The 21,896-nt window shown below is 49.1% G+C and carries 13 protein-coding genes and 2 pseudogenes; 3 read left to right on the forward strand and 12 right to left on the reverse strand.

All coding sequences use genetic code 11. From position 1 onward, the window contains the following. Positions 1-157: 157 nt before the first annotated feature. The 10 genes and pseudogenes from brxL to HCG48_RS20180 all read right to left on the reverse strand — a co-directional run bounded on the left by brxL (position 158) and on the right by HCG48_RS20180 (position 15,703). Positions 158-1,618, reverse strand: coding sequence for a BREX system Lon protease-like protein BrxL (gene brxL / locus HCG48_RS20135; RefSeq protein WP_168570763.1), 1,461 nt, complete (start codon positions 1,616-1,618; stop codon positions 158-160). Continuing rightward, positions 1,608-3,827, reverse strand: a complete 2,220-nt coding sequence (locus HCG48_RS20140) for a hypothetical protein (protein ID WP_168570764.1) — start codon at positions 3,825-3,827, stop codon at positions 1,608-1,610. Before HCG48_RS20140 ends, brxL begins: the two co-directional genes overlap by 11 nt. Further along, a complete protein-coding gene (locus HCG48_RS20145) occupies positions 3,808-8,481 on the reverse strand; it encodes a coiled-coil domain-containing protein (protein WP_168570765.1) in 4,674 nt (1,557 codons plus the stop codon). The genes HCG48_RS20140 and HCG48_RS20145 overlap by 20 nt, the downstream gene beginning before the upstream one ends. 64 nt (positions 8,482-8,545) lie before the next feature. Then, positions 8,546-8,980: a hypothetical protein gene (locus HCG48_RS20150; protein ID WP_168570766.1), complete on the reverse strand. Its 435-nt coding sequence runs from the start codon at positions 8,978-8,980 to the stop codon at positions 8,546-8,548. Further along, positions 8,952-9,797, reverse strand: a complete 846-nt coding sequence (locus HCG48_RS20155) for a DUF4007 family protein (protein ID WP_168570767.1) — start codon at positions 9,795-9,797, stop codon at positions 8,952-8,954. The genes HCG48_RS20150 and HCG48_RS20155 overlap by 29 nt, the downstream gene beginning before the upstream one ends. A 108-nt stretch (positions 9,798-9,905) precedes the next feature. After that, a complete protein-coding gene (locus HCG48_RS20160) occupies positions 9,906-10,517 on the reverse strand; it encodes a hypothetical protein (protein WP_168570768.1) in 612 nt (203 codons plus the stop codon). Positions 10,518-10,724: 207 nt separating this feature from the next. Further along, positions 10,725-11,168 (reverse strand): metal-sensing transcriptional repressor, encoded by a 444-nt coding sequence (locus tag HCG48_RS20165; RefSeq protein ID WP_168570769.1) that lies wholly within the window; start codon positions 11,166-11,168, stop codon positions 10,725-10,727. Between the two features lie 104 nt (positions 11,169-11,272). Continuing rightward, positions 11,273-13,843 carry a CHAT domain-containing protein gene (locus tag HCG48_RS20170; protein WP_168570770.1) on the reverse strand — a complete coding sequence of 857 codons (2,571 nt, stop codon included), beginning with the start codon at positions 13,841-13,843 and terminating at the stop codon, positions 11,273-11,275. 143 nt (positions 13,844-13,986) lie between these two features. Then, a pseudogene (locus HCG48_RS26935) lies at positions 13,987-15,114 on the reverse strand (RNA-guided endonuclease InsQ/TnpB family protein). A gap of 34 nt (positions 15,115-15,148) precedes the next feature. Beyond that, positions 15,149-15,703, reverse strand: a pseudogene (locus HCG48_RS20180) (IS607 family transposase). Between the two features lie 535 nt (positions 15,704-16,238). Between HCG48_RS20180 and HCG48_RS20185 the strand changes: the two are divergent. After that, positions 16,239-18,005 carry a ShlB/FhaC/HecB family hemolysin secretion/activation protein gene (locus HCG48_RS20185; protein WP_168570771.1) on the forward strand — a complete coding sequence of 589 codons (1,767 nt, stop codon included), beginning with the start codon at positions 16,239-16,241 and terminating at the stop codon, positions 18,003-18,005. A gap of 8 nt (positions 18,006-18,013) precedes the next feature. On the opposite strand, the gene HCG48_RS20190 is transcribed toward HCG48_RS20185, so the two are convergent. Then, positions 18,014-18,445 (reverse strand): universal stress protein, encoded by a 432-nt coding sequence (locus tag HCG48_RS20190; RefSeq protein ID WP_168570772.1) that lies wholly within the window; start codon positions 18,443-18,445, stop codon positions 18,014-18,016. A gap of 289 nt (positions 18,446-18,734) precedes the next feature. Then, on the reverse strand, positions 18,735-20,033 hold the full coding sequence (gene hisD, locus HCG48_RS20195) for a histidinol dehydrogenase (RefSeq protein WP_168570773.1): 1,299 nt from the start codon (positions 20,031-20,033) through the stop codon (positions 18,735-18,737). A gap of 213 nt (positions 20,034-20,246) precedes the next feature. On the opposite strand from hisD, the gene rpsT reads away from it, so the two are divergent. Both rpsT and HCG48_RS20205 read left to right on the forward strand, forming a co-directional pair. Next, entirely contained in the window at positions 20,247-20,552 is a 306-nt protein-coding gene (gene rpsT / locus HCG48_RS20200) for a 30S ribosomal protein S20 (protein ID WP_168570774.1), read from the forward strand. Positions 20,553-20,943: 391 nt separating this feature from the next. Continuing rightward, positions 20,944-21,762 carry a TatD family hydrolase gene (locus HCG48_RS20205; RefSeq protein WP_168570775.1) on the forward strand — a complete coding sequence of 273 codons (819 nt, stop codon included), beginning with the start codon at positions 20,944-20,946 and terminating at the stop codon, positions 21,760-21,762. Positions 21,763-21,896 lie beyond the last annotated feature (134 nt).

Genomic DNA, 21,896 nt, shown 5'->3' on the forward strand with positions numbered 1-21,896 from the left:
TCGACGATGATTTGACGCGATCGTTTTGGGTGCATCTCTACTTCTTTTCTGCCGTCCGTAGCCTTGCCAAATCTCGTCACACCATCGATAAGTCTTCTCTACAGTGAGAACACCGGAAGAGAACTTTCCTGAACACTCAATCTTACGATCGCCCTTTTTAGTGACTTTTTTCAGTAGCTTTCACCTCTATGTCTCTTGATTTCTGGCGAAATTCGTCATCTAAAGAATACAAAGAATTCCGAATAAATTGACGGAGCTGACGTGCGGGTTCTAAACAATCTCTTTGATAGTCCATAAGAGTTAAATTTAAATCTGGATAGAGGATTTTTAAAAACCCCGATGCCGATTTTAAAATAGCCTGCTGGTCGCGAATCGTCACGTCACCAAAAGAAGTATGTCGGTTGGCATAATTATGATAGCGGTTGTCCGATCGCATCGCGAGCAACGCTTCCCCGAAAAAGTCCATTTTCAACCCCACTTGACAAGCGGTTGCTTCTCGCTGAAATTTAGGGATTTTCCACCCCGGAATAATCCCGACGAGGCGATCGAGAAAAGCCGTTTCTGCGAAAAAATAGGGTAAATTAGCGATTAAATTCTCTTCATTTCGCGGACGCAGTTGACTGTCGAGTTCAATATTCGCCAACATCACTAAAGAACAATCACTCGATACATCGGCGAAACCCGAACGATTATAACGACCGCTAGCAAGATAGTTTTTAAGCGGTCCGATAATTTCATCGGCGTTGTCAAAGGTCAAGCTTTGTACTTCGTCAAGAACGACAACATCATGTTTTCCCAACAAGCCGACTTCTTTCGTTCGTCCGTTAATAAATAGTTGTGCTGGCGTCACTTTTCCGCCACTGACTAACGTCACTTTGCTGCTAATGTTTTCAAAAACAAAGCTCTTCCCCGTTCCTTTTGGAGCGAGTTCGATAATATGATAGTTTCGTTCGACAAGAGGAAGTAAGCGAGCTAAGATCCAGGTTTTTGCATCTTGATTGTACGCCGCATGTTCGGGATTAAATCCCATCGAACATAACATTAAATCTTTCCATTGCGAAGCTGTGAAATGCGAGCGACATCGAGCGTAAGCATCGAGATCGACGCGCGAACATTGGAAAGGTTCAAAGTCGATTACTTCTACGGGTCTATCTTCGTGGGTTTGTGAGAGGCTTATTTTTCCCCAAACCCCTTGCTTCAATAGCATTCGATTGGCTTCGATGATGTCGATAGGAATCGAACAGTTTTCGAGATTGAGAATCGGGATTTGTGCGATCGGTTCGGGATCGAGACTGCCATCGGGTTTAAGTTTGACCCGAACTTGCATTAAAGCAATCAGTTTTCTGAGATGACCTTGACTCAAATCGAACTTAATTTCTTCTTGGTCATTTTTGCGGGGAAAGGCTTTTTGAATAAAAGTATTGAGCATTTCAAGTTCGCTGGATGTCAGCGAACCCGACCCCGGAACCTTTTTATCGAGAACCCATTCTCCAATAAAACTGGGGATTCCTGCAGAAGTTAATCCGCTAGAAGGAAGGCGGGTTTTATCAATACAGAGATTGTTAAAAACTTGGCGAACGAGCTCGTTTGGATAACTAAAAAGAGAGTTAAAAATCATCGAGGTTAATTCCCCCACTGCTAAATATTTGCTCGATCGCGATCGCCGCTTCGCTATCTAATACACTGCTGGCTGATTCGACATTGGCATATTTAAAATCCAAGCGACCGGAAAGAGCTAAACGGCGATCGCTCGCATTTGGTGGCAGTTCGGGACAGCGATCGATACAGACGGTTAAAGAAGTAGTGCTATTCGCAGAAACTGTACCGTTAATAGCTTTTCCCTGTTTGCATTCCTCTAATTCATTGACATATAAGCAGAGATCGGTCAAAGGAACGGGGTTGGGATTTTTAATAGAGAGGTGGAGGGTTCCCGATTCCTGTGCTTTTCCCTGTCCACGACAGTTTACAAAAATGGGAGAACGCCGAATCTGACAACTTAAAACAGAATAACCGATGACAACTTCTTCGGGAAACAAGCCACCATGAGATCCGATAATAGCTTGATTTTGGCTATAATTAAATCCGTTTAAACTTTCCGATCCTTTAACTACACTGATATCGTAAGGTAGGTCAAAGCGATCGCCGCTCAAAACTAAGAACTTCGGATCGTCGGTCTTTCCTTTTGCCATTCGTCCCCGAGGTTCGAGGTTTGTAGGACAATCTTGATATTTGGAAGACCCACCGAACAATTGTCCGTGGTCGCTGGAGATAACGATTTTAACTTGTTCTTTTTCGGGATACTGTTGTAGATAAAAGATCAGACGATCGCCGATCTCTCGCAAGCGATTCGGTCGCTTAGTTTGATAGACCAGTTGCCAATCTTGATTTTGATGATAGAGTTTGTCAAGCTCGACAGTATCCCAACAATAAAGACGGTGGGTGTTTTTAGATAAATCGTCCTTGAGTTTTGATTCTTGGCGATCGGTGTAGCGTTGACCGACACCGATTGTAGCAAAAGCGCGATCGATATTATCGTCCCAATCCTGCGATCGCGGTGTCAGTTGAGCGTAGAGTCCCCATTTAGCGAATTCAGTCGTCGTCGGGAGAATGGAGAAACGCGGGACGATCGCCGTTTCTAAATGCAAATCTCTTGCGGTGAGATATTCGACTAAAAATTGGTGGTCTAACCAACCTAACCCATCAATCACGACCCATAAAACCGGATAATTTTGAGCCAATTCTCGAACGATATGGGTGACATTGTAATTTAGAAAAGAATCGGCAACGGGAGTTATTTTCAATTGAGGATAATGCTGATAAATCCATTCAACAAAACTGACCGCGAGGCGATCGCTCGTTCGCCGATCTGGCGATTGCTCAGTGGCGATCGTTTCCCACCGACGAAAAGGAAGATATTCGTTAATCGTCCAATTTAAAACCTCTTCTGGCGTGGCGTCTGGGTCGAGGGGTTCCGGTTGCGGTGGTGCTTGGAGCGATCGCAGTTCGTCCCGTTGTTCTGGGTTGAGATATGCTTCTATTTTGTGTAATCGTTCACGAGTCAAGTATTCGCCATGTTGTTTTTCACAGATTATACGATAGGCAATTTGACTGATGCGATCGCTTCCTGCTTCTTCGCCGAAATTTAAAGTATCGAGAATGGCGGCTTCACTGCGGTAAATTTGGCGTTCCCAATGGTGATTGAATTCATCCTGGAGAAACTCGGGGATCGATTGCGGATAGTTCCCCAATTCAGCGAGTGGCGGATCTGCTAATTTCAGCCATTGACGTAATAATTGAACTTTATTCTCTGTTTGATAGTACCTTCCAAGCGTTTCGCTTTCATACTGTTGTTGCCAAACTTTTTCAAACGGTCGATATCTTTCGGGAATCGTGATGCACAACCACTCTGCCAGATGTTCTACTGACGCTTGACTCGACCAAAAATCCAGGTCGCGATCGCTAATTTTTGCTAAAAAACAGGCGATCGCATTCGGAGAATAGGGATCGATTTGGCTGGCAAATTCAAGACAATCGCGATCGCTCCATTGTTCGGGAATCGGTACATTTTTAAATAATTCTGCCAACAAATCGCGGGGAGGTTGCTTAATTTCAACGATCGCATCTGTCCGATTCCAAACCCTCAACCATTCCCGAGTCCACTTGTAGAGAAATTCACCGCGAATCCACAACGGATTGCTCGTAATTCCGACATGTTCCAACCATTCCACCTCAGTCGAGATGGGGGTATATTCTGCGGGAATGTCATAAAGTTCGGTTGGGTCGAGAACGACCGAAAACAGGCGATCGTCACTCATGGCGATTGTCATCCGTATCGGAGAGATAGGATTCGAGTTGTTTGTAAACTGCTTGTCGCTGTACGCGAGGCAATTGTTGGAATAATACAATAATTTGATGGACTTTATTTTGATTTTGAATCTCGTGACATTCCCGTTCGATCCGCGTTAAACTTTGTTCCGTATCCCTGTTGAAATAATACTGATATTTTTCGCGTTCGGTTTCGATGCGATCGCGTAAATTTTGGGCGATTTCCAGTTTTTGGCGATCGTCAAAACATTGATAAAGCTGTTGAAAGTCCTGTTGCAGCGTTTCAAACCACTTTTGCGCTCGATCGCGATGTTGTTTTAGGGTACGATTGAGTCGTTCTTCCCAGTCATCGAGTAAGCTTTGAAAGCGCATCGGATCGCCGAGTTCGTTACGGAGTATTTGCACGCGATTGAGGCAATCTTGACAGTCTTCAGTTGAGTTTGATTTTTCTACGCAATCCCTTAGTTCCTCAACACGATTGAGATCTTCTCGTAAAGCCTCAATTCGGTATTGGATCTGAGAGTATCGATCGAAATAACTCGAATTTTTAAAGATAAATTCTTGCTTACTATAGTTGATTTCAAGTTTGTTGAGTTCTTGGCTGTTCGTCAGAGTATCTAACTCGTTACTGATGCGGTTGAGATTGTCAATAAACTTAGCGATTGCCTGTCGAGCTTCTGTTAAAACAGCTTCAATTTCGCGGTTCAACGCTTCAGAATCACGCCATTGCTCGCGAAGTGCTTCGAGGCGATCGCACTGGCTTTCGCAGGTTTGAATTGAGGCATTTTGAGAGCGGATTTGCTGTTTTATCTGCGCCAACTCATCGCGAAGATTTGCTTCGGACTCATCCCGATCTGTAGCAGCTAGTAATTCTTCCTTTAACCGAGTTTCCAAACTTTCTAGACGATGTATACTCTCCGGTTCGGTAAAACGAGAGCGAACGCCAGCTATTTCTTGAGTAAGATTGTAAATAGCTTGTTTAGACATTACATTAGTCGATCGCGTTTCCCAAGTTTCAATTTTTTCTAGGAGTTCCTGAGATTGACGATCGATCGCTTCTTTAATTCCCTTAATTTTGTCGGCAATTTCTTGAGATTCAGGTGCTTCTTTTACTAATGCTTCAATCGCCGTGCTAACCTGAGTATAATCGCCTTGACTTGCATTCTCTTGAAGAGTGTTAAATTCGAGATCGATGCGATCGAGCGCTTCTTGAATGTCTTGGCAATCGCGAATCTGCTGTTTGACGCGATCGAGTTGTTGCAGTGCATAATCGAGATTTTCAACAAAGCGATTTGCTAATTCGGGAACGGATTTTAGTCGATCTCGTACTTGTTCGAGTTCAGCTTTATAGTTTTCGCAACCCTCCTCACTATCCAACTCATCGACCCGTTCGGTCAATGCGAGAATTTGTTCTTCTAATTGCTCTTGAACTTGTTTTAAAGCAGAATCTCGATCCGATCGCGCCGATTCCGAGGGGATCACGTAAAGGCGATCGGGATGACTCAGATCGATCGCCGGAGGGTCTTCTTTTAACTGAGGATACAGTGGAATTAATTCGTCTAATTTGGCATTTTTAAGCACCTCTTCCGCTTTACGGGTCGGTTCAAACCACGTCTCGAACTCTTGTAATTTCGGTTTTATGCGATCGCGGTCTTTTTCAACCCTTTTCTTGTCATTCGTTTCGATATCTGGCGAGCTTAAAAATACTTTCACATCTTCGAGATAGGAGCGAGCTTTCTCCTCAGACATTGGCGAACTTGGTATTTCTGGAACTTCGATCGTTTGGTGTCGAATCAGCTTGGCTTTTTGCTTGATAATCCAAATGTCTACAAACTCATTGACCTTATCAAAAATATTGCTAGAAACCCACTCCCGTAAAGGTTGAGTAACAACTGTACATCGCTCGGATTTCCGCTTGGGAATTTGGTTGACCCCTTTTAAAAACACTTCTTTGCGGTGAAACGCCAACCACGCACAAAGCAGAACGGTAAAGGTAATTTCGTTATAACCGTAAGGAGGAGCAGATAAAGTTTTCCAGAGACGAGCGAGTTCGATGGTTTTTTCAGACTGTCCGTTGAGATCGGTTTGTTCTGAGATGAATTTCCAAGCTTCACTAACTTGATAATTTTTGGGAGTAAGAATTTCGTATTTTTCTCTTTTTAGAATAAATAATCCCCAGCTTTTTATAAATACTGAATTGATGACAGTTTTGTAATAGCTGTCTGGAGGTAAACTCGCACTATTAAAACTATTACCAAATAATTGTTTTGCAATAAAACTCGCAATTCTTCGTCCAGTTAGGTGAGCCGAACGTAATTTATCAATGTTATTAACAGGTGCGACTAGTGGATAAACATCAGACAGCAAAATACTGATGACTTTCTGAAGATTGTTGCGATCGCCGGGTAACAGTTTATCTCCGATCTTACAATGATAAGTACATTCTGTTCGTAATCGTTTTGTTTCTTCATCAATTTCTGCATCCCACTCTTTAACAACTTGTGCAAAAGCACTGCCATATAAATCTTTGTCTCTTTCCGGTCGTTTTGACAAGAGACGTCTTAATAATAGAAGCCTAGATAATCGCTGACTATTGTGATTTGGAATAGCGACAACTAGGCGATCGGCGATCGGTGAATTTTGTAGATCTCGGTCTATTGTTTCGCGAAAGTCTCTGAGTTCTTCGTCACTTTGACCGAGAGCATATACGACAATTCCTTTTGATTTTGATTTAATCCCTTTAACAATTTGCTCTCCTTTAATCGATCGACGTAGATCGGCAACGCTCGTAATTTTATATTCAAATTGCCAATCTTTCTCGACCAGCTTATTTTCTCTGACAAAATCTTTTGCCGAAATATATGGATCTTCGAGCTTGGATTGTAAATGGACGATCGCATCTTGAAGGGATATTTTTTCTCGTTTTGCTTCCTCCTCAATTTGTCGTCGAATTTCACCGGGGTTGATAGCTCCAGAGTGAAATGAGTACAGTTTATCTTTAGACTGGAAATAAATTAGATCGCGGTCTTGGAGTTCTTGTAAAGCCTTACGAACTAAATCCACGGGAACCCCAGACAATTCGGAGAGGATTTGTTCGTGGGGTTCGTTATCGGCGTTTATGAGTTTGCTTTGACTCACAAAGTAAAGAAATAATGCTTTTACAACTTTCAGCTCGTTGGCATTTTCTGAATTAATAACCCGATCGCGAGCAGCAATAAACTGCTCGTAGTACGTAAATTTACTTAAAGTTTCCAGAAAAGTATCGAGTAAGGCGATCGGACGGATATAGTTCAAGAATCCATCAATTTCAACGGGATTTTCGCTAATAAATTCCTTGACATATCCTTTAATAAACTGAATTGCCGTTCGATCTTGAATTTGAGCAAAATCCAGTTTTGAAAGAAGATAAGCAGTGAGAGGATGTAGGGGAAAACAGCCTAGGCTAAGGCAGGTGACAAAATCTTGTAAATCCCAACCCCGCTCTTGATAAATTTTAATTCGTTTTTCATGAGCAGTTCGTGCTTCTTCAAGCAAAGTTGCATTCCATCGATCGTAAAATTCTTTCCAAATCTCAGTCTGATCTTTCTGATACAAGAGGTTATCGAGAACCAGTTCGAGGCTGGACTCGGGATAATAGGTACTGTCCGCAGGTTCGAGACGAGAAGAGAGTTTTAAGTAGCTTTCCCCTGCCGATCGATTGTCATCTGCGGCCTTCTGGGGAGAAATTTGAGCAAAACTTAAGAGGGCAACTTTGCTTTTGTATTTTTCGCAAATATTCGTGATATTTTGAATCGACAGCCCACCGGATTTTCTTGAATCTTCTGACCACGATTTTAGGTAAAAATTTAGTTCGTCGAAGAGGATTAAAATACCTTGAAACCGTGGATTCTCTCCCGAACAAATATTTTCAATCAGCTCTTGAATAATCGGCTCAATTTCGATTTCACTTTTAAAGTCTGGGGTAACATCAGTCAGGTGTCGCGTCAACTCTTTGACGTGGGGGATAATGTCAGTCTTATTTTGACGCAGTAGGTCGATAAGCGTTGGCAGATCGCCATTCGGATAGCCGCATTGTTGTAGGTAGCGATCCGCTTTCTGTCGCTTTTCTGCATCGAGACCTTCGAGGTATTGGAGGGGTTTGCCGCAAATTTGGCGCGCGATCGAATCAGAAATCCCTTCGCGATCGAGGGTTTTAATTAGTTGCTTGAGAAAATGCTCCCTTAAATCTACACAGTTGTCGCCACTCAGACAAATCGTGAGATAACGGCGATTCTGTTTAAAGGTTCGCAATTCTTCAGCAATCTTACTTCCCGAAGTGGCCATTTCTACTTGTTTGAGAACCCCTCGGACTTCGTGACTATCTGTAGGTTGGCTAAAAAAGTTGGCTACGGCGACGGCAAAGTGTGATTTTCCTTTTCCGTACTGTTGGACGACGAGATGGATATTGGGAGTGCTGGGACTGTGATAGCTCCGTCGAACGGCGTCTAGAATACCGACGGTGGATTTTTCCGGATTGGCGCGATCGTAATTAAAAATGAAGCTTTCACACAACGCCAAGTTAAGCTCGGGGTCGTCCATCATCCCAAAGTTAACGGCGTTAGCAATATTCGCTTTTTGGTTAATTTCAACGAGTTGATTGAGTTTCACGGTCATCACTCCAAAAGTCCATTCAATGAGCTGAAGCAGGAGAGGAAAATTTCAGCTTGACTTCGGTGTTATTTCAGCCGATCGCGTGTTGGCGGTTTTTGTCCCAATCTGAGGGAACCAGCTTTGACGGGAGAACGATCCACAAGCGAGATTCGAGCTTGCGGGTTTGTTCGAGCTTCGACCAAAACAGGCGCAAGGGACTGTCACGCCGGGCGCTGAGGTAGGTTATTAAGCAGTCGAGTCCGGTTAAGATAACGATCGGTTCGATCGCCGCCGCACAAATACCCTTGAGTTCGGCGATTTCCCGTTCGAGGTGGAGGTGCAACAGCACAAACCGTTCCCCCGGTGGCTGTCTGGCGAGTAAATGATGGCGATAGTCCACAATTTTCGCGTTCTGCTCGAAGGCGAGGGTCTCTAGCTCTCGGTGGTTCGGGGTGTCCCAGACTAAAAGATGGGCTCGATCTTCGGGACGACCCTGGTTAAGCTGGAGATGACGAATCGAGTTCATAGGCTTTTTCGAGCAGGGGTAAGGGATCTTGCCATCGTCGGACGATCTGAGCGGGGGGAACGGCTCGCCGTTGTTCGATAATGCCTAGGGATTCGAGGCGATCGAGGTATGCTTGGAGGCGATCGCGCCGGACGCCGAGGACGGGAGCGAGTCCCATCGGGTTATTCAATAGAGACTCAGTGAGGATCGAACCGTCGTGAGGGTAGTCTCGTTCCCAAATTTTCGCCAGTAGGTAGGCGATCGCGTAGGGATTTGGCTGTACAGTTTGGTCGGTATGATATATTTTATCTTTTAATGTAAGAAATTTAGCACCCGATAGGGCATAAAATTCGTAATAAGCGCGTAAAAGAAACCGAGTATTTTTGGAAATCACGGGTGCTTTATCGTCCGGGAACACGAGAGAGAGGTGATGAATCAGTTCGCCTTCGGTGAATGTTCGATGTTCGGGGAGGAATTCATAGACAAAATAAGTCCAGCCTCCCCAGTCGGCGAGATGCTCCGGTGGTTTGGCGAGTCCGCGATCGCCGAAACTGAGGTAAAAATGCATTAACCAGTCCGTGGTCAGATGCTGGAGATACGGATCGCGCGCGATCGCGATTTCGCCTTCGGGAGTCAGGCGGCGATCGTGCAGCAATCCACAACGCATCGACCACTTCATCATCGGTCCGATTTTCTCACTTCCGAGCGCCGTTTCTTCCATCTGACGCTCTTTATTTTTGTTGAGTTCGCCTTTTTCTGCTGCCGTTCTTAAAACTTTGAGGAGATCTTCTTTTTTGAGAGGGAAGTTTCTTGTAAAACTCAATTGAAGCTTTGGCATAATTTCAGTATGTATTGAGAGATTTGACGAGTTCAAAGGGAATATTTAGCATAACATTCAGCGAATAATTAGCCCCCAATCTCTCAAGACGCCTAACAGTTGCCCGAGCTAACAAATCGGTTCTTCCCCGGGACGGACGGCGTGAACGGATTCGCTACCAGATTCAGGCCATCCGCGTCGGTAGGAGGCATGTTGCGGCTGACCCCAACCGAGTTGGAGAAGCATTTCTAAAAAGTTACCTTTTTCCCATTTACTAACGATCCCCCATTCCGTTTTACGAGCGATCGCCTCTACATCCGATCGCCCGATTGCGCGGTGATCTTTGCCACCATTTAAACTTAAATATAAATCCATCCCCGCCGTCACGGTATCCCAAAACTCCAGCAACTCCTCTTTGTGCGCTTTCAAGATTTCCAGATCGCCGGGAAGAGCAATTAATTGATCGTGAACCCGGGGATGTTGCAGGGTTTTCCCCTTGACCGTGAGAGTTTGCCAAATTAAACCAGAAACTTGGTGCGATCGCTGGTATTCGTGAACCGTTGCCTTAAAATCCTGATAGGCGCTGAATTTCTGCACCGCTTCCGGTTTGATAAAATAGTCGATCGCGGGTAACCCAATCGAAGGATTCGCCGCTAAATTGAGGCGCTTTCCTTGCAAACAAGCGCGGCGTTCCTCCGCCAAGATTTCGATGAGCTCCTGCGTACTGTAAACCTGCGCCATCAGAAACCGCTCTGGTCGTTGTTACAGACAGTCTTTCCTCGCTTTCCGAACCGGAAAATCAAACCGGAAAATCGGTTGCTGTTATTATAATCTGCTTTCCCGATTCGGCGTTCCCGACGAACAATAAGAATTTTAGATTTTAGATTTTAGATTGAGGTGGGTATTGCCTCACACTAAGTGCTATTAACGAAGAAAATATCGAAATCATTAGGATTGAGAGCCGCGTTTCCCGGTGTTTTTCTTCGTCCCTTCTCCGGGTAAAAAGCGATCGATCGCCGCTTTCAGTTCCTCAATTTCGTCCGCAATGTTGCCCTCATTCGCCGCACGAGTGATACATTCGCTCAAATGTTCGTCCAGGATAATCCGGGCGACGCGATCGAGGGCGCCGCGCACGGCGGCAATTTGAATCAACACGTCCGGACAGGGATCGCTCTGTTGTACCATGCGCTTGATGCCGCGAATATGCCCTTCGATGCGGGAGAGGCGATTGACGAGACGGCGCAAAGATTCTTCACTATGGACGTGAGGATGAGCGTGAGTGTGAGAACCATGATGAGAATGACCGGGGACGTGGCGATCGCCCGCCCAGTCCTCTCCAGACTCGGAGTTGTGAGTAGGGCTGTTATCCCTGGAAGAATCGGATACCATCATCGGCGAGGGGCGGGGAGCTGAACTTAACACTTTCCTACAGGGTAGTGCAAAATACTCAACTTGTCACGGAAGGCTCCCAATCGGGAGCGCTTCCGTCGCCCCAGTTACTGCCAATTGCCGATTAAAATAAACGGCGACCAGACCGCCGGATGGCTGTAATCGAGAATGCCAATTAACTTTAATTGTGCCTGACGTAAAGCTTCAGCTTTGCTAATTTCCGGTCGTTGTAGTAATTGACGATAAAACTCCTCAATTAACTCTACCGTCGCTTGGTCGTTAATAAACCACAACGTCGCCAAAGCACTATTGACTCCGGCGCGAACGGCAACCCCGGCAATTCCCAAGGCGGAGCGCTCGTCTCCCGCCGCCGTTTGACAAGCACTTAAAGTTAACAATTCCACCGGGCGTTCTGTTCGATAGGCGCGCAATAAATTATCCAATTGTTCGATCGTAATGCGATTGTCAAACGCGAGTAAAAACGTATTATTGGCATCGGCGCCAAATTTGCCGTGAGTTGCCATGTGAACGATCGGATAATTGCCTTTTTCTAATTGTTGGCGTAACCGTTCTAAGGTAAACTCTTCGTCGAGTAATTTAGAACCGCCGAGGATTTGATTGACTTCGGTCACTTCCGCTTTCACATTAGTCAAAGGAGCAAAGGGCGGGCGTTCGACACTCAATCCTAATGTGAGCGATCGCAGGTTCTCCCGTCGTAGGGGGCTGTTGCTGGTCACCTTGAGACTCGGGGTGGTGGCGATCGCGTATTTTTCAATTAAAAACCGTTCGCCGTCGTGCAGTGCAGCCATCGGAATTTTCCGCAAGACCCCGTCCTGAATAAATAAAATGGTTTTGACATTGGCACTAGCTAAATCTGCTTCGAGAGGACGGACGAGCCAATCGTAAACGGTTTGAGATTGGGGTAAATATTCGTCGGTGGCGCGTTTTTCTAACAATTGGCGCAAGCGATCGATCTCTTGTTGTAATTGTGCGGCGGAAATTTCGACGGGATGGCGGGTGAGGCGCCGTCGTCCGGGGCGATCGCTGGGAAGGTCTAAAATCAGTTCGGTACGATCGCCCAAAATCACCGAATAAGCGATCGCCGCTTGCGGGTCGATTGCGTCATTAGCCCCATCCCGGGCGACTTCCACGCAGTCATCGCCGAAAAAGTTACGCAATTCCGCCAGTTTGAGGAGTTCGAGAACGTCGAGGGCTTCGCGAACCGTCGAAGGGGACTGGGTAGATTCAAAAGAGACGTTGACGGCGGTTTCCGGATCGCGATCGAGCAGCAGGGCGATTAATTCGCGATAAATCGGTTCGACAGAATCGCGAAAGTCGAATTGAATGTCGGGGTTGGCGGCGAGGATATCGCTGCGAATACTTTGTAAAGTGGCGATCGCCTCGCGGTAGGCGCCGATGGCTTGAGTCGGTTTTCCTTGGGCCACTAACAGGCGTCCGGCTTGCCACTGCCAGCGATAGAGGCTATCGGCGGCGCTCACTTGTTGGGCGGCAAATTGCGCCTCGCGGGTCAGTTCCATGGCCCGATCGCGATCGCCGTTGACTTCGTTGAGTCGCCCCAAACTGCCGAGGGCAAAGGATTCCGCCCGCCGATCGCCGATCCGCCGCGCGATCGCGATCGCCTGTTCCAACAGGTCGCTATTGTCGGAACCGGGCCATTCCCCCGCATCGCCGGAGGTCGCTAAATTAATCAGGGCAAAAGCTTTATCGCGCGAATCCGGTTCGTCTGCGAGTAAGATTGCCGCACGATCGCGGTTTTGGGCGATCGCCGTGGCAATGGCTTCCCGTTCCATCGGCGTCGGCGCCAGTTCGTGCAGAACCCGATTGAGGTTTAACAAGGCGTGGACTTGAGCGATGCCCCCCAGAGATTTCGCTTCGGCGAGGCTGCCTTCAAAGGCTTCGCGGGCGCGATCGAGATCCTTGAGCGCGATCTCTTCCAACTGTCGGGCTTGGCGAATGTCCCCTTCTAACTCGGCGACGTTGGCTTGATAGCGCAGGCGATCGGACCGACTCAGATAAACATTCCCCAAATTATTGAGGGCCGAACTGGCGTAATCGGTCTGTCCGGCTTCCCGGGCGTCGTCCAAACTTCGGGACAGATTCTCGATCGCCGCCTCATAGTCCCCCGCCCCCCAGTGAGCGTTTCCCAAGCTTCCTCGAATCCCCGCCAGGATTGCCGGATCGCCTACTTCTATACCATATTCTAGTGCTTCTGTCAACAACTCGATCGCCCGTTGGTGCTGGCCCAGATCGTTGTAAGCCTGAGCGCGATCGGCGATCGCGGCGGCGAGGGCGCGATCGCTCCCTTCCCCGTGCGGTTGTTGTCGGTAAATCTCGTAAGCGCTTTCCCACTGGGCGATCGCGCGATCGAGTTCGCCGACGGTGCGGTAAGCGCGCCCTAAATTGGTGTGAATCGTCGCCGCATCCAGGGACGAGCTGCAGTCGCGTCCCGCGCACAAGTCCGACAGCGCCCGTTCCCACAAAGCGATCGCCTCCGGATAATTCCCCGCGTCGTAACGTTCGATCCCGCGATCGACCCAAACCGACACCGGAGGAGTTTGGGCGATCGCCCGTGCTCCCTCGATCGCCTGAATCCCGGGGGCGGCGATCGTTAACAGTAAACTGACGAGAAATAACCCCAGTATTTTTTGAATTCCCATCCCTATTTTTGACTCCGTTCTTACAAACCGCGACCCCGACTTTTACAATTTATCTATTTCCGCTCTCTAAAACTTACTCAAACTTAAGTGTATGATGTTTACTTCCTAGCTTGGATCTTCCGAGACCTTTCCATCACGCTTGCTTACACGGCTGAGTTCTCCGCGTTTTCCAAATTAATTGCCGCATTTAAGTCACGATCTATGGAAACGTGACAGTCGGGACAGTCATACTGTCTTCGGTCCAGGGGCATTTTTTGTTGGTGTCCGCAGTTAGAACAGATCTGCGAACTGGGATACCACGGGTCAATCAGCGTTAATTTGCTCCCGTACCACTCGCATTTATACTCAAGCTGACGACGGAACTCATAAAACCCACCATCCGCAATCGCACCAGCCAGCTTGTGATTTTTGAGCATCCCTGACACATTTAAGTCTTCAATTTCCCCTTTCCCCTTTTCGCTTTTTACTTTTCAATTTTTACTTCGCCGTGGTTCTTGGCTAAGTAAGTTGTTAACTTGTGTAAATGGTTGGCTCTAATCTCGGCGATGCGTCGGTGGGCTTTAGCTAACTTGAGTTTAGTTTTTTCTCGGTTTTTACCTCCTTTTTGACGGCGACTTAGTTCTTTCTGGAGTTTGGCCAGTTTTTTCTGAGCCTGACGATAAGCTTTCGGATTGGGATAGATTTTACCATCGCTCAGGGTGGCGAGAGTTTTAATTCCTACATCTACCCCAATCCGCTCTCTATCCCCCCTTCGCCCCCCTTTCAAAGGGGGGTTGGGGGGATGGTTCAAAATCAATTTTGAAGGCAATATGCCAGTCCCCTGCTCGTTTACTCATCGTGACGTTTTTGGGATGGACTGGCGGTAACTGTTCGTGGCTTTTTAGCCAACCGATCCGAGGTAGCTTCACCCAATCACCAGAAATTTTAATGCTTCCTTCCAGGTAAAAACTCTCTTTGACATTCCTTTTCTTAAACTTGGGAAAACCTGTTCCTTTGACTTGCCCAACTCGCTTAAACGCTTGATTGAGGTGACGCAACGCTTCTTGAGGGCTGCATTTGGAGACTTCATAGTACCAAGGATTCTGACTTTTTACCTCGGCGACTAATCTTTTGTGTAAGTCGATAGAACTCGGGAGTTTACCTCCGGCTTCTGATATTTCCTTACAGGTAGCGAGTCCCCAATTCCAAGGGTGTCGAGCGACTCCTGCGTGTTTCGCGATCGGCGTTCCTTGTCGGTTATTTAAGTCTAGCTTGGTCTTAAAGCTTTTCACTGACTTTTCTTAACTCCTCAACTATCTTTTTGTTCTAGCCACTTCGGCTACCATAAAGACGAGGTGAAAACACGGTAATGATGTCTAACACATCGTTGGCTAAGTCTTCCTCAAAACTGGCATCCTCAGTCCGATTTATAATCACAATCTCTACACCAAACTGCTCGCAGATGCTGAACACCAGTTCAGCCCCGAATCTAAGTAACCTATCGTTATGGGTCAGAACCAGTCTGTCGATTTCACCCGATGTGATTAACCTCAGAAGACGCTTTAACCCACGCTTACTGTAATTCATCCCAGAGCCTCAGTCTTGGATAATTTCATGCTCCCAACCCTTTTGAGCGCAGAACAATTCAATAATTTCCTTTTGACGTTCTAGGTCTTGTTTCTGGTCGTGGCTACTGACTTGTGCATAACCGATTGTGTACGCTCTATGAGATTCAACACCGAGCAATTGAGACATGGAGTATCTCCGGTGTCCCGACGCCGTGCGCTCAGGGATTAATTTCCCTTCTGATTCCCAACGTCTTAATGTCGATGGTGATACTCCTTTGATTTTTGCGGCTTCGGAACTGCTAGACTTACTCATAATCTGATTATGGCTTAAAAAATGAGTAAGCTTAAAAATTTTTAGTGAGAAATTTAAACTCTGTCTCCAGCCCTCGCCGCGATCGCCAACTTGCCATAAAATTCGGGAGAAAACGGACGATCGACTAGAGAAACCTTAACGGTTTTTCTTTATCGCGAGGGAATCACCGACATCAGTTAACCACCGATTTTCTTTCCCCAACTCTCCTTAATTTAACCGGATATTCCCGGGGATAGCTTAATATTTCATTTTTTTAACTTCGGCGCATCTTTCTCTATCCCCCTGAGTTGAGGAATTTTAGAGTTGAGGAATTTGAGATTTTAGATAAAAAGGGACTGCTAAGCCCGCAACTGGCACGTCTGAGGCACTCCTGACCGTTCCCCGCGTCCTCTTCCCTCTTGCCCAGTTCCCCCCAAGAAAATCTAAAATCTAAACGGTTCTCCTACTTCTTCGGCGAAGAAATAACAGAAAACGCCAAATTATTCTTAAAAATAGGGTGCGATTGCCCGTTCTTTCTCATCGGGACTCCCCAGCTATGAAATCGATCTTTGCTCTCTTTGCTCAACTTTCTCCAGTTATCGCCCTGTTACTGTACCTGGATGGGCCGTTGGCGAACGCCCAAACGATCGCCCCTGGGGAATCGGGCGCCCGTACCTTCGCGCGCCAATTTCTCAGCCAAGCCCCTCCGGAATCGATTCCGCCGGGAACGATCGATCGCGATCGCCGCGACCTGCAACCCTTACCCGGCGATCTTCGCGTTCCTAACTCTAACGAAATTTTGGAGTCCGTCCCGACCCCAGCGCCGAACCTGCCCACCGCCCCGGATTTAACCGTCGAGGTCCGTCGGGTGGAAGTGTTGGGCAATACCGTTTTTTCGGCTGAAGACCTCGCCCCCGTCGTGGCGCCTTACGAAGGGCGATCGCTCTCCTTCGAGGAATTGCTCTCGATTCGCACGGCGATTACCGATCTCTATACCCGTAGAGGCTACATGACCTCGGGAGCTTTTTTACCCCCTCAAGATATCTCCGACGGCGTCGTGCAAATTCAGGCGGTGGAAGGAGAGTTAGAACGGATCGAAATTGCCGGGTTAAATCGGCTAAAAACCAGTTACGTGCGCGATCGCCTCGGAATAGCTGCCGGACCTCCGGTGAATATCGAACAATTAGAACAAGCCTTGCAACTGTTGCAACTCGACCCGCGCATTCGTTCGATCCAAGCGGATCTCAAAGCGGGAACCACGCCGGGACGCAGTATTTTAACCGTTGACGTGCGCGAGGCGTCTGCCCTGGGCAGTTCCCTCGCGATCGACAACAACGACTCGCCCACCGTCGGTTCGATCCGCTACAGTGCGACCTTGAACCACAATAATTTACTCGGATTCGGCGATCGCCTCCATCTGGAATACGGACGCACCGAAGGGGTCAACGACTATAACTTCCGTTACGAGATCCCCCTCAACCCCCGGGACGGCACCTTACAGTTAGGCTACAACAACAGCCGCAGCACAATTGTCGAAAATCCCTTTGACGAACTCGACATCAAAGGACGGACCCAAACGGTTTCCCTCGGGTTCCGCCAGCCGATCGTCCGCCGTTCTACGGAGGAGTTGGCCTTGGGATTGACCCTCGATTGGCGTCAGAGTCGCACGTTTTTATTAGACGATATCCCCTTTTCCTTTTCCGAAGGGCCGGAAAAAGGGGAATCGAAAGTCACCGCACTGCGCTTGAGTGGGGATTGGGTGCGTCGCAGCCCTAACCGGGTTCTGGCGGCGCGATCGCAACTCAGCCTCGGATTGGATATCTTGGGGGCGACCAGCAACGACGACGCCCCGGACGGTCGCTTCATCAGTTGGATCGGTCAATTTCAATGGGTGCAAGGCTTAGGTAAAAACGTGGTCGGCGTCGCCCGGGTCGCCACCCAGCTCACCCCCAACTCGCTGTTACCGTTGGAACAGTTCAGTATTGGCGGCGTCGATACCGTGCGCGGTTACCGTCAAAACCAAAGAGTGGGGGATAACGGGGCGATCGGTGCGCTGGAAGTTCGCATTCCGGTGTTCTCCGGGCCGGAATGGTTGGGGGTGGTGGAAGTCGCTCCCTTCGTGGATGCGGGCATCGTCTGGAATAACAGTGGTAGCGTTCCCTCGCCGAATACCCTCGTCAGTACGGGATTGGGCTTGCGCTGGAATGCTCCCCATTTTAGCGCCCGGGTCGATTGGGGATTGCCCCTCACCGATGCGGATGACGGCGGGGATTCTTTGCAAGATAGCGGGCTGTTTTTCTCCCTACAAGTGTATCCGTTTTGAGCGATCGCTCAGCCCACGGGGGGCTTGACGACCCACACGGAACAGGGGGCTTCTTCTAAGACTTGGGAACTGACCGAGCCTTGTAAGATCCGTTTTAATCCGGTCAAGCCGCGATTGCCGATCACGATTAAGTTGGCTTTGTAGATATTGGCCAGACGCACGATTTCTTCTGCCGGATCTCCGGTGACGATTTCGATGTCACTGGGGCAGGGTAATTGTTCTTGATAGGCTTGCAGTTGTTGTTCGATCTGGCGATAGGCGAGGTTGTCGGCGTAGCCGTGGGGGCGATCGGCAGCCCGTTCGAGATCGGGGTTCTGTTCGATCAACACGTGGGAGAGGACGATCTTATCGACATTTTCTAATTGCAGTTCGTGCAAACTCGCCATTACTGACTCGGATAAATTGGAAGCGTCGAGTGCTACTAAAATTGTTTTAATCACGAAATCTCCTAAAAGGATTGCAGGGACGGGCTAGCGGGATCTCCCGCAGACCGGGGCAATGTCGGTGCCCGGATTTCTCAAAAAAATTACCCCACAGGATAGTTTAGCGGCATTCCTGTCGGGATTATAGGGCGAGGGGTTGGCGAGGCGAGTCGGTGGAGCGTTGGAGCTCGTAACGCTGACGGCGATCGCCCCGGCGAAGAATCGAATTTGCTGACGTCTGCTTCCAGGAAAGGCGCTAGAAGACGTCAGCAATTGAGGTGAGCCGCGAGGCGATCGCCGGGGGTTTTTACAGGTTTTCCCGGCGCAAGCGCACCGATTCGGCATGAGAGGGCAGTCCTTCAGCTTGGGCCAGTACTTCGATCGCCCCGGCCACTTTTTGCAAGGCTTTCGGCGAATATTGAATCAAGCTCGAATGCTTCATAAATACTTCCACACTCAGGGCCGAGGCATAGCGAGCCGCCCCGGAGGTGGGTAAGGTATGATTGGGTCCGGCGAGGTAATCCCCCACCGCTTCCGGGGTGGAATTGCCCAGGAAAATTGCCCCCGCATGACGGATTTGAGGCAGTAAGTCCCACGGTTCGGCGATTTCGAGTTCGAGGTGTTCCGGTGCGAACTCGTTGGACAGTTCGGCGGCCACCTCTAGGGATTCGACCACAATCGCCACGCCGTAATGAGCGATCGCCTTTTCCGTCAGGGTTCGGCGCGGATGTTCGGCTAATTGGTTCTCCACTTCGGCGACTACTTGCTTCGCCAAGTTGCCGTCCGGGGTGATTAAAATGGCGGCGGCGAGTGGATCGTGTTCGGCTTGGGCGAGTAAGTCGGCGGCGACGTGAACCGGATTGGCTTGGGAGTCGGCAATGACTAGCACTTCCGACGGTCCGGCGAGGGAATCGATCCCGACGGTTCCGTAGACGAGTTTTTTGGCCAAGGTCACGTAAATGTTACCCGGTCCGGTAATGACGTGGACGTTGGGAATCGTTGGCGTGCCGTAAGCCAAGGCGGCGATCGCCTGGGCGCCGCCGACGCGATAAATTTCGGTGACCCCCGCTTCTTGCGCCGCCACCAACACCGCCGGATTGAGGGTTTTGTCCGGACCGGGGGGCGTACACATGACAATGCGCGGCACTCCGGCTACTTTAGCCGGAATTGCATTCATCAATACCGTACTCGGATAAGCCGCGCGCCCTCCAGGAACGTACAGTCCGGCGCGATCGACCGGGGTGTAGCGCTTGCCGAGAACCACTTCGTTTTCCCCAAACTGAACCCAAGACTTGGGAACGCGCTGTCGGTGAAAGGCTTCTACTTGGACTTTGGCCAAGCGAATCGCATCGAGTAATTCTTTCGATACCTGTTGGTAGGCGGCATCGAGTTCGGACCCACTCACCCGCAGTTCTTCCGGCTTGAGCGTCTGCCCGTCGAATTCACTGGTATAGTGCAGCAATGCCCGGTCACCTTGGCGCTGAACCGCTTGGATGACTTCTCGCACGGTGGCCTCTTTGTGAACCACGCGCTCGTCGTGGGTGCGATCGCAGATCCGTCGCAGTTCGGCTCGTGCCTCAGTCCGCTCTGTAATGATTCGCAGCATGGAGTTAGGAATGAATCAGAAGTTATGCCCGTCAGAGAACGGGTCTGGGCGACATCAACCGCCACTGCCGATGCCAGGCTGACCCGAACCCCTCTCGATCTAGCTTAACGTGGATTTTTGGTTTCCACCGTTGTCTTGGCAGCGAAGATGTTATAGTAGTATATCCAGTATTTTGTATGTTTGTTTCTTAAGGCATTTCTTCGAGCATCGATCGTGGCGAATATCAAGTCAGCAATCAAGCGCATCAAGATCAACGAGCGCAACCGCTTGCGCAACAAGTCCTATAAATCCGCCGTCAAAACCTTGATGAAAAAGGTTTTCGTGTCGATAGAGGAGTATTCTCAGAATCCGTCTGACGAACTCCGCCAAGAAATCGACCGTCGCATGAGTGCGGCTTACAGCAAGATTGACAAGGCCGTCAAGCGGGGCGCCTACCACAAGAACAATGGCTCGCGCAAGAAAGCGCGATTGGCCAAAGCGTTCAAAGCTCACGTGGAACCCTTTTCGGCGGCCTCCTGAATCCCGGCAGCCTTTGGCGATCGCCGTTGCCGAAGGCCGATGCCCTCTTCGTTCAGAAGTCGCGGGCAACTCGGTGGTGGCGACCACTGGAGTTCCCGCCCCCGCGTTCCAGGACAGTCGTGCCGATCGCGCCGCGTCCAATTCCCCTAGATCGGGAGGTTCGAGTTGAGTTCAGTTCGCGATCTGCGCGATCGCCACTTCCTCAACACTTCCATTCAACCTACGGCCTTATCGGGTATCAGGTTATCCGCTTCGCGGACATTGAAGCCTTCAGCCTCCCGATCTCGTAGGTCGTTTTCGTGTGGCCGTCCGTTTTCCGCCGTCGAAAGCGCTACAATGAATCCTGGAGACCAGATTTCATCCATCCCCGAACAGCCAGCCACCTTGCCCCATGCAATTGGTAGATACCCACGTACATATCAATTTCGAGCGGTTCCAGTCCGATTTAGAAGCAGTTCGACAACGGTGGCAAGAGGCCGGAGTAGTCCGGCTCGTTCATTCGTGCGTCACTCCCGAAGAGTTTGACAGCATCCAAGCCTTAGCCAATCAGTTTGAAGAACTTTCCTTCGCCGTCGGTTTGCATCCTTTAGAAGCCCATCAATGGCGAAGCGATACGGCTCGGCAGATCGAAACCTTAGCCCGCCGCGATCCGCGCGTAGTCGCCATTGGCGAAATGGGCCTGGATTTTTATAAAGCGGCAAACCAACAACAGCAAAAAGAAGTTTTTGAAGCCCAACTCAAAATTGCCCGGGGGTTAGACAAACCCGTCATCATTCACTGTCGGGAGGCGGCTGCGGAACTGGCCGAACTGTTGCGACAGTTTACTGAAAAACAAGGCCCGATCGCGGGAGTCATGCACTGTTGGAGCGGCACTCCGGAGGAAACCCAGTGGTTTTTAGATTTGGGATTTTACATTAGTTTTAGTGGAATCGTCACCTTCAAAAAGGCCGACGACATCCAGGAATCGGCGCGGCGAGTTCCCGGCGATCGCCTGCTCGTCGAAACCGACTGTCCCTTTTTAGCACCCGTTCCCCGTCGGGGCAAGCGCAACGAACCCGCCTTCGTGCGCTACGTCGCCGAGGCGATCGCCCAATTGAGAGGGGTTGACCTCGACGAACTCGCCCGCCAAACCACCCAAAATGCCGTTCGGCTGTTCCGTTTATCCTTACCCGACGGCGAAGGCACTCCCGCCCCGGCGGCGAGTCCCTAACCGAAAGGTAGACAAAACGTAAAGATTGTAGTATAGTGGCGGGTTTATCAGCGCGCCTTGTGACCTTCACTCCTATGCCATTGGGATTCATCCGTCAACCGCCACCCCCCTATTTCCCCGAAGGGCGATCGCCC

It is taken from the genome of Oxynema aestuarii AP17 (genome assembly GCF_012295525.1).
Taxonomy (GTDB): Bacteria; Cyanobacteriota; Cyanobacteriia; order Cyanobacteriales; family Laspinemataceae; genus Oxynema; species Oxynema aestuarii.

Excerpts from the sequence above, each read along its gene's own strand:
- brxL (WP_168570763.1), bottom strand. The coding sequence starts at position 1,618 with ATGATTTTTAACTCTCTTTTTAGTTATCCAAACGAGCTCGTTCGCCAA.
- HCG48_RS20165 (WP_168570769.1), bottom strand. The coding sequence starts at position 11,168 with ATGATGGTATCCGATTCTTCCAGGGATAACAGCCCTACTCACAACTCC.
- HCG48_RS20155 (WP_168570767.1), bottom strand. The coding sequence starts at position 9,797 with ATGCCAAAGCTTCAATTGAGTTTTACAAGAAACTTCCCTCTCAAAAAA.
- HCG48_RS20185 (WP_168570771.1), top strand. The coding sequence starts at position 16,239 with ATGAAATCGATCTTTGCTCTCTTTGCTCAACTTTCTCCAGTTATCGCC.
- hisD (WP_168570773.1), bottom strand. The coding sequence starts at position 20,033 with ATGCTGCGAATCATTACAGAGCGGACTGAGGCACGAGCCGAACTGCGA.
- HCG48_RS20150 (WP_168570766.1), bottom strand. The coding sequence starts at position 8,980 with ATGAACTCGATTCGTCATCTCCAGCTTAACCAGGGTCGTCCCGAAGAT.
- HCG48_RS20170 (WP_168570770.1), bottom strand. The coding sequence starts at position 13,843 with ATGGGAATTCAAAAAATACTGGGGTTATTTCTCGTCAGTTTACTGTTA.
- HCG48_RS20160 (WP_168570768.1), bottom strand. The coding sequence starts at position 10,517 with ATGGCGCAGGTTTACAGTACGCAGGAGCTCATCGAAATCTTGGCGGAG.
- HCG48_RS20205 (WP_168570775.1), top strand. The coding sequence starts at position 20,944 with ATGCAATTGGTAGATACCCACGTACATATCAATTTCGAGCGGTTCCAG.
- HCG48_RS20140 (WP_168570764.1), bottom strand. The coding sequence starts at position 3,827 with ATGACAATCGCCATGAGTGACGATCGCCTGTTTTCGGTCGTTCTCGAC.